Origin of the sequence: Cohnella herbarum (genome assembly GCF_012849095.1) — a bacterium.
Lineage (GTDB): Bacteria > Bacillota > Bacilli > Paenibacillales > Paenibacillaceae > Cohnella > Cohnella herbarum.
In genome coordinates this window covers 4,939,841-4,954,395 of record NZ_CP051680.1, presented here as the reverse complement: position 1 = coordinate 4,954,395, position 14,555 = coordinate 4,939,841, and the positions used below count along the sequence as shown (strand labels likewise).

Below are 14,555 nucleotides of genomic sequence, written 5' to 3'. Positions count from 1 at the left end.
ATAGGCTTCGCGAGCCCACCTATAGAAGGAGGCCTTTATGAGTCCCCAGAGATCAACGGCGAGAAGGTTGCTTTCCTATGCCCTCGTCTACAAATACCGAATTTTAGGAGCCCTGATCATTCTTTGCTCCGCGGTCGGAGCAGAATTAGGCGGCCCCTTTATTATCAAGACGATTATTGATAAGCACTTAGCGGTACGCACGGACGAGATGGCCCCCGTACTCGTGCTGCTTGCCCTTTACATCGGACTTCTCATTGTTGCCGGCTTTAGCAATTTTACGCAATCCTATCTATTGCAGTCGACCGCGCTCAGAATCATTAAGAACATGCGAATGGATCTCATGAGGCACGTCCAAAGAATTCCGCTTCGGTACTTCGACAACACGCCGATCGGACAGGTCGTATCGCGCATCGCCAACGATACCGAAGCGATTCGCGATTTATTCATGAGCTTCATGGCCACGTTCGTCGTCAGCTTCGTTCAACTGACCGGCATATTCGTGGCGTTGTTCCTGCTAGACGCCCGTCTAGCCTTGTATACGTTAGCGCTGCCGCCGCTATTCGCGCTGATCATGTACATCCACCTGAAATACTCGAAGAAGTACATAGCCGTCATGCGCGCAAGGCTGAGCGATATGAATGCCATGATCAATGAATCGATCGCCGTTATGCCGATCATTCAGGCTTTCCGCCGGGAGAAAGTGACGCTGGAGGAATTCGAGAAGCTGAACGAGGACCGTTACGTGAACCAAGTTAAGCAGTTTCGCGTGTTTTCCCTGTCGTCGCGGAATATCGTGGGCACGATCGGGAGTCTCGTGACCGCATCCGTCATATGGTATTTCGGGCGCGGGTCGCTTCAGAACGAGTTGCTTGAATTCGGCGTATTCTATGCCTTCATCGATTACTTGGGCCGCGTTTTCAATCCGATCATCGGAATCTTCGACCAGCTTACGAATGCCCAGCGAGCGTTCGTGTCCGCGGAGAAGGTGTTCGCGATCATGGATATGGAGGGGAAGGAGGTCGAGGAGGCTAAGGAAGATCGGCGTCCGGAGGGCGCGGTGAAATTCGATGACGTCACGTTCGCATATAATGGCGACGACAACGTATTGAAGGGCATATCCTTCGAGGCGCGCAAGGGCGAAACGGTGGCGCTTGTCGGACATACGGGCTCCGGCAAAAGCTCTATCATCAATCTGCTGCTAGGCTTCTATGAACCGGGCGCGGGCAAGATCACCGTTGACGGTACCGACATCACGACGTTATCCAAGCAAGAGCTGCGTCAACATATGGGCATCGTGCTGCAGGATCCTTACTTATTCGCCGGGGATATTAAGTTTAACGTCAGCCTCTACAACGATCGGATTTCGTTAGACCAGGTGAAGAAGGCGTTAGCCGACGTGGGCGCGTCCGCCTTCATCGAGCAGCTTCCGCACGGCTATGACGAGCAGGTGGTGGAGCGGGGAAGCACGCTGTCTTCCGGCCAACGCCAGCTCATCTCCTTCGCGCGGGCATTGGCATTCGATCCGTCGATCCTCATTCTCGACGAAGCGACGGCCAGCATTGATAGCGAGACGGAAGGATTGATTCAACGAGCGCTTAAAGTCGTGAGCGAAGGCCGGACGACGCTGATCATCGCCCACAGGTTATCTACGATTCGAGACGCGGACCAGATCCTCGTGCTTCATCGCGGCGAGATCGTCGAACGGGGAACGCATAATCAGTTGATGGCCCTTGAAGGACGCTATTATAAAATGTATCAGCTGCAAAAAGGCGAGAAAGCTTCCGTATCCGCTTAGGATCAGTCGAGCGGCTACCTCGTATTCGATATCGATATACTAAGCCGGTTTAACGCTCCCTAGAAGGAGGTTAGCCGGCTTTTTCATATTGCAGTTTACAAAATGATACACATGTAATATTATTATTACAGGTGTTATAAATGAATGAATAACACGAATTGGAGTCATTGCCATGGATACAACGGAGAACGGGTTGTTGCAGGTGTTCGAAGCGTTGGCCAATCCCCACCGGTTGCGCATCGTAGCTTCCTTGAGGGAGAAGCGCAAATACGTCAGCGAGCTTGCCAGGGAAATTAATATGAGCAGACCTCTCCTGTATATGCACTTGCAGAGATTGGAGACGGCGGGACTAGTGGCCGGGAATCTGGAGTTGTCGGAAGACGGTAAAGCGATGAAGTATTACGAATTAACCGAATTCGACTATCGCATCACGCCGGAGTCCATAACGGATGCGGCGCGCAAGTTGAACGATCGAGCATCCTCATCCCTAGCGGATGGTCAAATATCAAAGGAGGAAGAACAATAATGGATAATCTGTATGGCTACTTAGGTATGGGGTTCGGGTTTATGTTTCTACTGTCCGGGGCTACGATTGCGATCGTGAGCATTCAACAGAAATTCAAAACGAAGCATATGGAGTTAATGAATGCCGGAGATATTGCAAGAGAAGAGCATTACCGCCAGCTTGCCGAGTCGTCCTTGTACGTTCAACAGCAGATGAAAGACGGGCAAAACCAAGTGCTTCAGGAGCTGAAGGAAATTCGCGCGAGGTTATCGGCGGTAGAGAAGCTTCTTCGCGAAGTCGAGTAACAAGAAAAAAGGCCCCGGTTCCGCGATAACGGCGGACACCGGGGCTTTAATGGTTGGCTTGTTTGTACTGCTTAACGTTCAGTCATTTTGGTTAAGTCGGAGGCCAGCTTGTCTAATTGCAGGAAACTCTCCGCGATGTCGCCGAGTCGCGTATCCTGCGTAATCATGCTAGCGGACATCTCTTGAATCGACGCCATGTTCTGAGCCGTCGTTCCTGCGATCGTGACGATTTGATCGGTAATCTTATTGTATTGCCGAAGCAGATCGTCAGCGGAACGGTTGACCTCGCCGGATTGCCGCTCGACGTTATTCGAACCGTCGGACAGCGAACGCATGATTTCCGCGACCTTCCGGACGGCGGCGCTGCTTTCCTCTACATTTTGTTGACCTTGTAAAACCTGGTCTACGGCTTCGGTCGTCTTCGAGCTAATGCGATCGAGAATCGACTCGATCTGCTCGGTAGATTGTTTGGAAGATTCGGCGAGCTTACGGATTTCTTGGGAAACGACCGCGAATCCCTTACCGTGCTCCCCGGCGCGCGCTGCTTCTATGGCTGCGTTAAGGGCGAGCAGATTCGTCTGGTACGAAATGGCTTTGATTGCCGAGACGATATCCCCGATCTTCTTATTGTGCTCGTTCAATTCGTTCATCAGCATAGCGGACGTACCGATCGTTTCGTTCACGTGGCTCATATGCAATTCGAGCGCTGCCGCATCTTGACTGCCGACGTTCGCGAGAGAGACGGAAAGATCCGCAAGTTCTTTCATTCCGGTTGAACGGTCGGCCAGAGAGGCGACCTCTTGTCCGATGAAACGAATGGCTTCGCTAATGTCCGTTATGCTTGAAGTTTGCGTCTCAAGGCCGGATGTGACCTCGGAGAAAGCTGCGGTCACGTCTTTGGATATCGTACTGGTCGAGGTCATGTTCGCTTTCAGATTCGAGCTGAATTCATTCAGGGTGGAGAGGGAAGCCGAGACGTTGTCGACGATTCCCTGAGCCCGATTGCGTTCGATGACGGCTTGTTCCCGCTGAGAGGAAGCTTCGGATTGCAATCTTTCGCTGAATTTGGCCGAAGCGTAAAGAGGAACGGCGATGAGCACTAAATACATGAGCATCGTGAACGGATCCGAATCTCCGAACAATTCATCTTTATAGGAGCTTAGGAAGAAGCAAATCGTAACCGCAGCGCCCGACAATCCCGAGAAAGCGATCGACTTGGAATTACTGTACAAGGTCATGATCGCGAGATTGATATAGACGAGGGAGTAAGTCGTAATGACAGGTCCCGTGATAATCAACAATACGGTGAGAACCGTAATGATCCCGGATATAAAATACATGACGTATTCGGAAAGCCAACGCTTGTAAGTAAGCAACGTGGCCAGTCCGCAAGCTAGGGTGCCCACGATCGCAAGCACGATTATGGAACTGGTAGGAGCATCGGTCAGCACGTCGACGACTATTCCGAGAACGAGCATTCCCCATATTACTTTCACGAGAAGCGTATTTCTGCGATGCAACGTTTCATTGAAAACCAAGGTAATCCGCCTTCCGCTAATGAATATAGATAGGAAAACAATACCATACCCCTCCGCTGTTCGACAATTGATTGTAAGAAAGGAACCTGAATATTGAAGGAATCGCTTTGGTCCAGAAATTTTATTTTGCTGATCTTATCGAACTTATTTTTATTTCTTGCCTTAGAGATGTTGCTGCCTACGCTTCCGATATTCGCCAAGGATAAGGGAGGCACAGATACGGAAGTAGGGCTCATCATCGGGCTGTTTACGTTCTCGGCGGTATTCCTGCGTCTATTCGTCGGAGTTGCTTCGGATAAGTTCGGCAAGAAAGGGCTGCTGATCGCCGGAGTGGCGATTTGTCTGATCGGGACGGCGAGTTATCTTGCGGCCGCCACGATCGCGGTCATGCTCGCGCTGCGTATCGTGCACGGGGTCGGATTCGGAATTTCCACGACGCTGTACGGTACCGTTGCTTCCGACATCATCCCCGCTTCGCGGCGGGGCGAGGGTCTCGGGATTTTCGGAACGGGAAACGCGGTCGCGATATCGATCGGACCTTTCCTTGGCATTTGGCTAATGGAATCGTTCGGATTTCCAACGATGTTCATCGTAGGAGCGGTTATTTTAGCGTTAGCGGGAATATTGACCGCATTCGTAAAGAGCGATTCGAGTGTGCCCGGGGACAGTGCTGCTCGGAGGATAACGGCGGAGCCTATGCCATGGTGGCACCGGTTCATAGAGCCGAAGGCGCTTATGCCCTCCTTGCTCGGTTTGTTAATGGGGCTGTCCTTCGGAGGAATACTCAGCTTCATTACCTTGTTCGGCAAGGAAACAGGCGTGCAGAACATCGGCTACTTCTTCCTGGTGGTCGCTTTGAGCGAGTTCTTGATTCGGTTCGTTAGCGGCAGGATCTTCGATACGAAAGGTCGCTTCTGGGTGTTGTTTCCATCGGCGGTTTTATGCATCATCGGATGTATTCTGCTGTATTTTACCGATACTACGGCCATGCTGATGGTATCGGGCGTATTCTATGGCGCAGGTCTAGGGGCGATGTTCCCGGCATTGCAGGCTTGGGTCATCGACAGGGTGGAGCCGCATCGCAGGGGCGTAGCGACCGCGACCTTCTACAACGCGTTCGATCTAGGCATCGGCTTCGGGGCGATCGTACTCGGCTTCGTGGTCGCCTGGACGAATTACGCAACGATGTATTTGACCTCCAGCGTTTTCTTCATCGCGTTCTTGGTCATTTATTCTATCTACGAGCAACGCTTGAAGCAGGGACGATGGAACGAAACCGAAAGTCCGCGGAAGCAAGCCGTATAGATGTTATTTAAAAAATCGATTCGACATCGAACATGCTATGGCATGCTTGTTTTCCCGGATAGTGGTACACTATGTAATAGGCAACATATCTCATTGGGTCTAGGAGGGAATACAGAGCATGAACGCATTCGAGTTGTATAATCCGACTAAGCTGATCTTCGGAGCGGATAAGGTTAAGCAGCTTGGCGAATTAGTTAAACCGTACGGCACGCGGATCTTGCTCGTATACGGCGGAGGAAGCATTAAGAAATCGGGTCTTTACGACGACGTCCTGTTCCGGCTGAACGAAATCGGAGCAACCGTTCACGAGCTCCCGGGAATCGAGCCGAATCCGCGCCTAACTACGGTTAACAAGGGGATCGACATTTGCCGTACGGAGAATATCGAGTTCGTTCTAGCGGTCGGAGGCGGCAGCGTGCTCGATGCGGCGAAAGCCATCGCCGCAGGCGCCAAGCATGGAGGAGACGTCTGGGACTTCACGATTCATCGCGCGACCATTCAAGACGCGTTGCCGATCGGTACCGTGCTGACACTGGCGGCGACCGGGTCCGAAATGAACGGGAATGCCGTCATCTCCAACTGGGAGACGAAGCAGAAGCGGGGGATGGGCAGCAAGCTCATCTATCCGAAATTTTCTATCCTTGATCCGAAGCTTACCTATACCGTGCCGGTTGATCAAACGGTCAACGGCATCGTTGATATCATGTCGCACGTGTTCGAGCAATATTTCAGCTTAACGACGGATATTCCCTTGCAAGAGCGGTTTGCCGAATCTATCCTGCTTACGGTTATCGAGAACGGAGAGAAGGCGATCGCGGACGGCACGGATTACGACGCGCGCGCTAATCTGCTGCTCGCGGGGACTTACGCCTTGAACGGCACTTTGCCTACGGGAGTTACAACCGACTGGGCAACGCACGGGATCGAGCATGAAGTGAGCGCGATCTATGATATCGCTCACGGTGCGGGATTGGCGATTCTATTCCCGAATTGGATGAAACATGTCTATAAGGAACGAGTAGGCAAGTTCGTCCAATATGCCTTGCGCGTGTGGCATGTCGATCCGCAAGGAAAGAACGACGAAGAAATCGCGCTGGAAGGCATCGAAGCGACTCGCGCGTACTTCACGCGGATCGGCGCGCCTGCCACTCTAAGGGAACTGGGCATTAACGACGAGCACCTGGATCGGATGGCCGAGGAGGCCACGCAATTCGGTCCGATCGGTTCCTTTAAGCAACTGACGAAGGACGATGTCGTCAGCATCCTGACCGCGAGTTTGTAATAAGCGCGCGATCCAGACGATATACGCGCTAACGGAAAGAGGTCCGCCCATCGGTTCAGGGTAGACCTCTTTCCGTTTCCTTGGCCGAACCGTTACTTAGTTGGGCAAGCCTAGCTGAAGCTTCCGGACTTTGGCTACTCCCTCGATGCCGGTAGGATCCGTTTCCGTCTTATGGGCGGCAAACCTCTCCGCGGCATCCGACGTGCGCAGCCTAAGCGGTTTGACCTCCCTGTTTACTAAATCCAACACGAGCTCGGCGACGGATTCGGAAGTTTGCGGAATTGAATTTCGTTTGGAGAACTGTTCGATATAAGCATCGATAAGCGGTCTGTATTCGTCTTCCAGAAGGCCTCCCGTACTGCCGAGGTGATTAAAGACCGTTTGGGTGAACGCGGTAGCGATGGCGCCGGGCTCAAGCAACGTAATATCGATGTTGAATAACGGTTTATAATAAGTGGCCATACTTTCAAGCAGTCCTTCTACGGCGAATTTGCTGGCGCAATATATTTCGTTGAAGGGCTGGCCGACCAACCCGCCAACGCTCGAAGTCGCGATGATATGTCCTGCTTCGGATTGGCGCAGAAGAGGAAGCGCTGCTTGGATCGTGTTAATGACGCCGTAGACGTTAGTATCGAAGACGCGTTGTATTTCTTCCATGGGGGCTTGACCCAATGCCCGCAAATAACCGAATCCGGCATTGCAGAAGAGAACGTCCAACCGGTCTTGCGATTGTCCGATCTGCCCGAAAGCCCGTTGCAAAGAATCGGGGCTGGTCACTTCCATTTCCACGAAGTTCAAATTCGCCTCGCCCCCGTACAATCCGCGATCCCGTTCCAAGTTCCGCGTGCCCGCGTATACGGTCCAACCGTTTCTCGCGAACAGAAGGGCCGTCGACAGCCCGATTCCGGTAGATGCCCCTGTAATTGCGATCGATTTCCCCATTGTCGCTTCCGCCTCCTAATTGTTTAGTAATTAAACAGTATTACTTCTAAACAAAAAAATCAACCCCGAAAAGAAAAATCCCGCCTCGTAGGCGGGGATTTATAAAGGAAGTTTATCCAGAAGCAGCCTTAACGCTTTCCGCTCTTCGGGAGAATAAGAAGTAACGAGCTGCTCGATCTCCGTATTGTAGGCGCGTAGCATTTGATCGATGATTTCGTTTCCTTTGGGAGTGATCTCGATCTGCAGGCTTCTACGGCTAGTCGGGTGAGGCTTGCGCACGACGAGCTGATGCTCCTCAAGCTTGTCGAGCAGTTGCGAGACGGCTCCCCTCGTCATTCCGAATTCATTCGCGATATCCACGGCGATCGCCTCGGCATGGCTGCGTAAATATTCCATTACGTACATCATAATAGGAGTAATCCCATATTGGGGGAGCGTCTTCATGAAGTAGGAGGAAAGAGTATTTTTGACTAGCCGGAGTTTAAGGACAACCGCGTCCGTATCGTTCATGTCGTTGCCGCCTTTTCTGCTGGGTATCTGTTTATTATAGCAAATTCAATCGATCGTCCATAAGTCATGGCGGAATAAGATGGATAGGCTCGGGAAACAATACCCTGAAAATGGTAAAAGTCATGGGGTGCGAGTATGGGTTTCTTCAGTCGGATCTTTTCCAACAATCGGCGTACGAGCAAAGGGGCGAGAAAGTCTTCCCGTACCGTGCAGGCGAGCGAGAACGTTTCCGCTACGGTTAAAGATAACCTTTCGTACGTCAATCGGGCACTCTTCCAAACTGCCGATCTGGTAAGCCGGCCGATTAGCTATCTTTCGGAACAAGGCCGACTCCTCTATCTGAATTCCGTTACTGACCCGAATAAAATACATGAATTTATTCTAGAGCCGATGCAGCGGGCGCGCGAGGTGAATCTCGACCGCGACCTGACTTCAGTCAGCGTGGAGAAACTGACGAATCTTGAGAACGCGATCGACTACATGATGCAGGGATACGCGATTCTCTTTCTTGAAGGGTATCCCGTTTGCCGTGCCATTAAAGTCAATGTGATCAACAATAGATCCGTGGACGAGCCCCAGAACGAGAAAGCCGTCCAAGGGGCGCATGACGGCTTTATCGAGAGCATGCTCGTTAACCTTCAACTCGTTCGGAAGCAAATCAATAGCCGCAATTTGGTTGTCCGCAAATATACGATAGGCAAGATGACGAAGACGGACATATCGATCGTGTATATGAACGATCTAGCCAGCGCGGATGTCGTGGAGGAGATCGAACGTCGAATCAAGACCATTAACGCGGACAACGTGATGAACGGTTACCTCATGCTCGAATACATAGAGAACGAGTCCTATTCGCCTTTTCCTCAAATCTTGCAGACGGAACGGCCGGATAGGGTGGCCGGAAATCTGCTGGAAGGCCGCGTTGCCCTCTTGATGGATGGGACTCCGGCCGTGTTAATCGTACCTTCGACCTTCTTCGTGTTCTATCAGTCGCCCGATGATTACAATAGCCGCTCCTTGGCGGGTACGTTCATTAGGCTGTTGCGACTGTTCAGCTTTTTCATAGCGATAACTCTCCCCGCTTACTATATTGCGGTCGTATCGTTCCATTACGAAGTTATTCCGATGGAATTGTTCTATCAGATTAAAGGCAGCGTGGAGAAAATTCCGTATCCGCCTATTCTGGAAGCATTATTCATGGAACTGACGATCGAGCTGCTGAGGGAAGCGGGGATGCGGTTGCCGGCCCCGATCGGCCAGTCCATCGGAATCGTAGGCGGATTGGTCATCGGCGACGCGGTCGTTCGGGTCGGGCTCGTATCCTACCCGATGATCATCGTCGTGGCATTAACGGCCATTGCTTCTTTCGTCGTGCCTTCGCACGAAATGAGCAATTCGGTTCGATTATTACGTTTTCCGGTCATGATCTCGGCCGCGTTGCTCGGGTTTATGGGGATCGTCTTCAGTATAACGCTGATTTTCGTCCATCTCTGCAAACTGGAATCTTTCGGCACGCCTTATTTTGCACCCGTCGCTCCCTTGAGGTTTAAGGATTGGAAGGATGCCGTCTTCCGGTTCCCTTTCTGGAAATTAAACGAACGGCCTATCGATGCGCATTCGCAGAAGCTGGTGGAAGAACTGCCCGAAGGAGGAGACAAGGATGGTCGCGGCTAAGGACCAGATTACGCAGGGGCAGTTCATGGTTCTCGTGATTCAATCGCAGATCGGGGTAAGTATCCTGTTCCTGCCCTCCATAGTGGAGTCCATCGCGGGCAACGATGCTTGGATCTCGGTCCTTACTGCCGGAATCGGGGCGTTCGGACTTATTACGATCATGTGGGGGTTAAGTCGAAGATTTCCGACGATGAACGTATTCGAGTTTCTTCCGCTGCTGCTGGGGAAAGTAGCGGGTAAGATCGTGCACTTGGTGTATTTGTCGATGTTTATTGCCGAATGCAGCTTGATTCTGGTCTTATTCGCGGATGTAATAAGGGATTGGGTATTCTCCAACACGCCCAGCTGGGTCGTCCTGGTATTAATGCTCGGAACTTCTCTCTATATGGTTCAGGAAAATTTACGCGCGATCGCCCGATTTTTCGTCCTTACGTTCGGATTGATTTTCATTCTGATTCTCATATCCACGTATGCCTACCAGGACGCCGATCTGATGTATATTTTGCCGATTAATAATGCCGGAATACCTAACATTGCCCGCGGAACGGCGGAATCGATGAACTCGTTCTACGGTTTCGAAATCATCCTGTTGTGTTACCCCTTCGTACAGGGAGGAAGCAAGGGGATTCTGAAGGCATCTCTATACGCGAATGTTTTCTCTACTATCGTATATGGGTTTATGGTATTTACCTGCTTGATCGTCTTTAGCCCCGAGGAACTTAGGATTATTCCTCAGCCCGTTCTCTATATGGTCAAATCGCTAACCTTCACGGTAATCGAGCGCGCCGATCTCTATTTCTTGACGATCTGGACCATCGTGGTCATCTCGACGGTCATGGCGTACCTCTATATGTCGGCCAAAGCGATTTCTAGCCTGTTCGGCAAGACGCGGCACGCGGGAACCGTGCCGTTCGCCGCCTTGCTTATTTTAATCATAGCGCTTATCCCGCATGATCAAGCCATGATTAACAAGATGCGTTTGATCGTGAATATTCTGACTACCGCCACGCTCGTCGTTCTACCGATCGTTCTGTTGTGCATCTCTTATTTATTTAAAATCAAAGGAAAGGAAAAGGCGAGAGGATGAAAAAAATCCTGGTTCGGGCAACGATCGGGATCGTTGTCCTCATGTTATCCGGATGTTGGGACCAACAGCTCTTGAAGAACGAACGGAACGTAAGCATAGGAGGCATGGATCAAGGCCCGAACGGAATGCTTAAGGCAACGGTATCGATACGGGATATCACGGTCACGGAAGCGGGGAGCAAGGATTCCAGCGAAGTACATACCGTAGTGGCAAGAAGCACTCAGCATGCTAGGGAGCTCATTGACGAAGAGGTATCCGGGGGTTATTCTCCCGCGAAAATGCGCGTCCTGCTATTCGGGGAAGAATTGGTTAGAAACCATGACATTATGCCTTACCTCGACGTGTATTACCGCGATTCGAAAAGTCCTTTGAATGCGAGAATTGCCGTAACCAAAGGAACGGCGCAAGAGATGGTCCAGCTTAAGAAGATCGCGACGAAGACGATCGGCCTATATATCGATGATCTTCTCAATAGCCAGGAGGAAGGTACGGCCATTCCGAAAGTGAATATCCAGACACTGCATCCGTTAGATCGAGGATATGACTTTTCGTTGCCTTATCTCTTAATTAGAGAAGGGATGCCGACCGTTGACGGCATCGCTCTATTTAGCGGAATAAAGATGACCGAGACGTTAGATCTGGACGAGTCCAGAATCTACTTGCTGCTGACCGGTTTGAAGAACAAAAACTTAAGATTAACGTTGAAGTCGGTTGACCGGGAGAAAACGAATAGTTATAACTACGTCACGATAGATGTCAAAAAGTTAAAGCGTAAACTTAAAGTATCGGTATCGGGCGAAGGCGATATCAGCGTAAATCTCAATCTTAAATTAAGGGTCGCGGTCGTCGAAGATCCGAGCAATCATCTGTACAAGATGAGAGTGATGCACGAATTGGAGAAGTTCCTATCCGGACAATTGACGGAAGAAGCGAGAACGGTCGTGCGAACGATGCAGAGGTCCGAGCACGACGGACTAGGCATCGCGCGCAGGCTCATGTCTTACCATCCCAAAATATGGAAGAAATTAGATTGGGAGGAAGCGTATCCTCGGATCATGTTCAATACGAATGTTTCCGTGCAAATCGTAAATACGGGGATCACGCAATGACCGGGAGAATTAAGTGGATGGACTATAGAACGACTGGCCGGGCGGAAGTTTTCTCGTCGTCCGGCCATCATTTCTGGGATAAGTTGGCCGTTTGCGAATATATAGGAAGGAAAGGGACATTGCCAAAGCGAATAGTAAAGCTTGCAGGCTTGGAAGTCGAATCTAGTCGAATCTTCAATATCGAATATCGGCACCCGGCTTGACGTAAATTTAATTTATGAATGCGTTTACATTATGCAATGGCGGAGGGTGTTGCTTTCCATGAAACAGCGGTATTTGAATTCCCCGATGATGTATGCCTTCGGAATGTTGGCCATGATGATTCCCAGCCAAGCGTTCAGCACGTTCTACAGTTACTATTACGTAGACAAACTCGGGCTCGGAATCGGCCTTGCAACGCTAGCCCGAACGATCTTCCTGATCTGGGACGCCGTAAACCAACCTTTGTTCGGGTATTGGTCGGACCGAACGAAGACCAAGTATGGCCGCAGGCGCCCGTGGCTTTTCGGCGCGATCCCGTTGTTCATGCTCTCGTTCATCATGGTATTCTCGCCCCCGGGCAACTTGTCCGAGATGGGTCTCTTCACATGGTTTCTCATCGGGCTCGTTTTCTACGAGGCGGTCGCTACCGTGATCTGGGTCAATTACGGAGCGTTGTTCCCTGAGCTGTTCAAGGGAGATCGACTGCGCGCCAAAGCTTCGGCGGTTCAACAAGGCTACCAGATCGTCGCCATCCTTATCGGAACGGCGGTTACGCCAATCTTGTTCGATGCCTTGGGCTTCGGCAACATGTCCATCATCTATGCGTTAGTCTTTGCCGCTCTTATGATCTTATTTCTACGCAACGTCAAAGAAGACGAGGAAGCCAGGAAGTTACCGCAGCTTCCCTTCAAAGAAGCTTTCCGGGAAACGCTGAGCAACAAGACGTTCTGGTTGGTCAATATCGCGAATTCGTTCGGCCAAACCGTTAACGGCTTGCTCAGCTCGATGATTCCCTTTTACGCGAAGTACGTGCTTAAGATCCCAGAGGACCAGAATACGATTCTGCTAGCGTCCATCTTCGTCTCCGTCATCCCGCTTGTCGGCGTCTGGTTCTGGTTAATTCGCAAGGTGGATCCGGTCAAAGCTTGGAGATGGTCATTCGTCGCATATGCGCTGTCCGTTATTCCTCTATGGTTCGGAACAAGCCTAGTAAGCGGGATTCTCGCGGGCATATTAGTCGGATTCGGGTTGGCCGGATTCCTCGTAACGCCTCCGGTCGTGAACAGCATCATTATCGATCAAGATTTCGCTAAGACCGGAAGCAAGCGCGAGGGCGTATATACGGCGGTCAGCGGGTTCATCGTTCGTTCCAGCGGACTGATCTCGGCTCTAGCTTTCTTGGTCGTAGGCGTTATATTCGGATATGAGAGCGGCGATAATCCGGGGCCCGATCCCGAATCGACTTTCCGTTACTTGATCAGCGTAGTTCCGCTTATTCTACTGGCCATATCCATCGCGATCTCGTTCTTCGTGAAAATAGAGAGGAAACCCGCGGATGAGTCCTAAACATCTTATTATTAATTGCGACGATTTCGGGCAAAGCCCGCCGATGAACGAAGCGATCATGCATCTGCTGGAGGAGCGCAAGGTTTCTTCGGCGACGATCATGGCCCCGGCCCCGGGCTTCGAAGAGGCTGCCGATTGGTGCAAGCGAAGGGGCCAAACGAATATCGGATTGCATCTGACGCTGACGAGCGAATTCGATGCCATCCGGTGGCGCAGCTTAACCGGCGATCCCTCGCTTCACGACGAAAGCGGGCATATGCACAAGACGGTCGAGGAGTTCGAGCTCCGGGCGGATACCCGAGCGGTAATGAAAGAGCTCGTTGCCCAGTATGAAGCAGCAAAGCGTTTCCGGATTCCTCTCTCTCATGCCGACAATCATATGGGTAGTTTGTACGGGATGGCTACCGGAAGAAGCCATATTCCTCATGTCCTGAAGCAATGCGCGAAGTGGAAGCTGCCGTTCCGGTTATTCCGTAAAGTGCATCCGACCGACCCGCTGCTCGCCTCCATTCCGGGAGTAGAGCGGACCGTTGCCAAGGCTTCGGCCCTCGCTGGCGTGCTTGGGGTAGCGATCCCCGATTACCTGTTGTCGCATCCTTTTCACATCGTGGAAGGCGAATCTTATGAGCGATTTAAGCAGTCCATGATCGCGAAAATGTACGACTTGCCCGAGGGAATAAGCGAAACTTACATTCACCCGGCGGTAGAGGATGCGCGCATGCTTGAGCAAGTACCTCATTGGGAGAAGCGCGTGTGGGAATTCAAGCTGATGCTGGACGACGATTTCGCTTACGCGATTAAAGACGCAGGCGTTATTCTGACCAATTACGACTATATTCGCGTAAATGGCAGAGCTTCGAGAGTCGGATCCGCTTTCACGCTTGCTCGGGAACTGTTGAGGAAGTCGAAGATTGGTGTATAATGGATATATTTGAAGAATGATGTCGCTTTATCT

The 14,555-nt window shown here is 51.3% G+C and carries 13 protein-coding genes; 10 read left to right on the top strand and 3 right to left on the bottom strand.

Translation table 11 applies throughout. The features are described 5' to 3' along the window. Positions 1-37 precede the first annotated feature (37 nt). From HH215_RS21225 to HH215_RS21215, 3 genes are all read left to right on the top strand, one after another. Entirely contained in the window at positions 38-1,795 is a 1,758-nt protein-coding gene (locus tag HH215_RS21225) for an ABC transporter ATP-binding protein (RefSeq protein WP_169281713.1), read from the top strand. Between the two features lie 172 nt (positions 1,796-1,967). Beyond that, a complete protein-coding gene (locus HH215_RS21220; RefSeq protein ID WP_169281712.1) occupies positions 1,968-2,321 on the top strand; it encodes an ArsR/SmtB family transcription factor in 354 nt (117 codons plus the stop codon). Further along, entirely contained in the window at positions 2,321-2,605 is a 285-nt protein-coding gene (locus HH215_RS21215) for a hypothetical protein (protein ID WP_169281711.1), read from the top strand. The genes HH215_RS21220 and HH215_RS21215 overlap by 1 nt, the downstream gene beginning before the upstream one ends. 71 nt (positions 2,606-2,676) lie before the next feature. Here the strand turns inward: HH215_RS21215 and HH215_RS21210 are convergent, their stop codons facing one another. Next, complete coding sequence (locus tag HH215_RS21210; protein ID WP_169281710.1) at positions 2,677-4,143, bottom strand: methyl-accepting chemotaxis protein; 1,467 nt, start codon at positions 4,141-4,143, stop codon at positions 2,677-2,679. 93 nt (positions 4,144-4,236) lie between these two features. Between HH215_RS21210 and HH215_RS21205 the strand changes: the two genes are divergently transcribed. Together HH215_RS21205 and HH215_RS21200 are read left to right on the top strand one after the other, a co-directional pair. Continuing rightward, complete coding sequence (locus tag HH215_RS21205) at positions 4,237-5,448, top strand: MFS transporter (protein WP_254450169.1); 1,212 nt, start codon at positions 4,237-4,239, stop codon at positions 5,446-5,448. Positions 5,449-5,566: 118 nt separating this feature from the next. Continuing rightward, on the top strand, positions 5,567-6,730 hold the full coding sequence (locus HH215_RS21200) for an iron-containing alcohol dehydrogenase (protein WP_169281709.1): 1,164 nt from the start codon (positions 5,567-5,569) through the stop codon (positions 6,728-6,730). Positions 6,731-6,826: 96 nt separating this feature from the next. Here HH215_RS21200 and HH215_RS21195 read toward each other — a convergent pair whose 3' ends face one another. Further along, complete coding sequence (locus tag HH215_RS21195) at positions 6,827-7,672, bottom strand: SDR family oxidoreductase (RefSeq protein WP_169281708.1); 846 nt, start codon at positions 7,670-7,672, stop codon at positions 6,827-6,829. 99 nt (positions 7,673-7,771) lie between these two features. Next, positions 7,772-8,182: a MarR family winged helix-turn-helix transcriptional regulator gene (locus HH215_RS21190; RefSeq protein WP_169281707.1), complete on the bottom strand. Its 411-nt coding sequence runs from the start codon at positions 8,180-8,182 to the stop codon at positions 7,772-7,774. 135 nt (positions 8,183-8,317) lie between these two features. Between HH215_RS21190 and HH215_RS21185 the strand changes: the two genes are divergently transcribed. The 5 genes from HH215_RS21185 to HH215_RS21165 all read left to right on the top strand — a co-directional run bounded on the left by HH215_RS21185 (position 8,318) and on the right by HH215_RS21165 (position 14,522). Continuing rightward, entirely contained in the window at positions 8,318-9,856 is a 1,539-nt protein-coding gene (locus tag HH215_RS21185) for a spore germination protein (protein WP_169281706.1), read from the top strand. Further along, entirely contained in the window at positions 9,843-10,943 is a 1,101-nt protein-coding gene (locus tag HH215_RS21180; protein WP_169281705.1) for a GerAB/ArcD/ProY family transporter, read from the top strand. Before HH215_RS21185 ends, HH215_RS21180 begins: the two co-directional genes overlap by 14 nt. After that, entirely contained in the window at positions 10,940-12,052 is a 1,113-nt protein-coding gene (locus tag HH215_RS21175; RefSeq protein ID WP_169281704.1) for a Ger(x)C family spore germination protein, read from the top strand. Before HH215_RS21180 ends, HH215_RS21175 begins: the two co-directional genes overlap by 4 nt. Positions 12,053-12,313: 261 nt before the next feature. Continuing rightward, positions 12,314-13,600: an MFS transporter gene (locus HH215_RS21170; protein WP_169281703.1), complete on the top strand. Its 1,287-nt coding sequence runs from the start codon at positions 12,314-12,316 to the stop codon at positions 13,598-13,600. Beyond that, on the top strand, positions 13,590-14,522 hold the full coding sequence (locus tag HH215_RS21165) for a polysaccharide deacetylase family protein (RefSeq protein WP_169281702.1): 933 nt from the start codon (positions 13,590-13,592) through the stop codon (positions 14,520-14,522). The genes HH215_RS21170 and HH215_RS21165 overlap by 11 nt, the downstream gene beginning before the upstream one ends. Positions 14,523-14,555 lie beyond the last annotated feature (33 nt).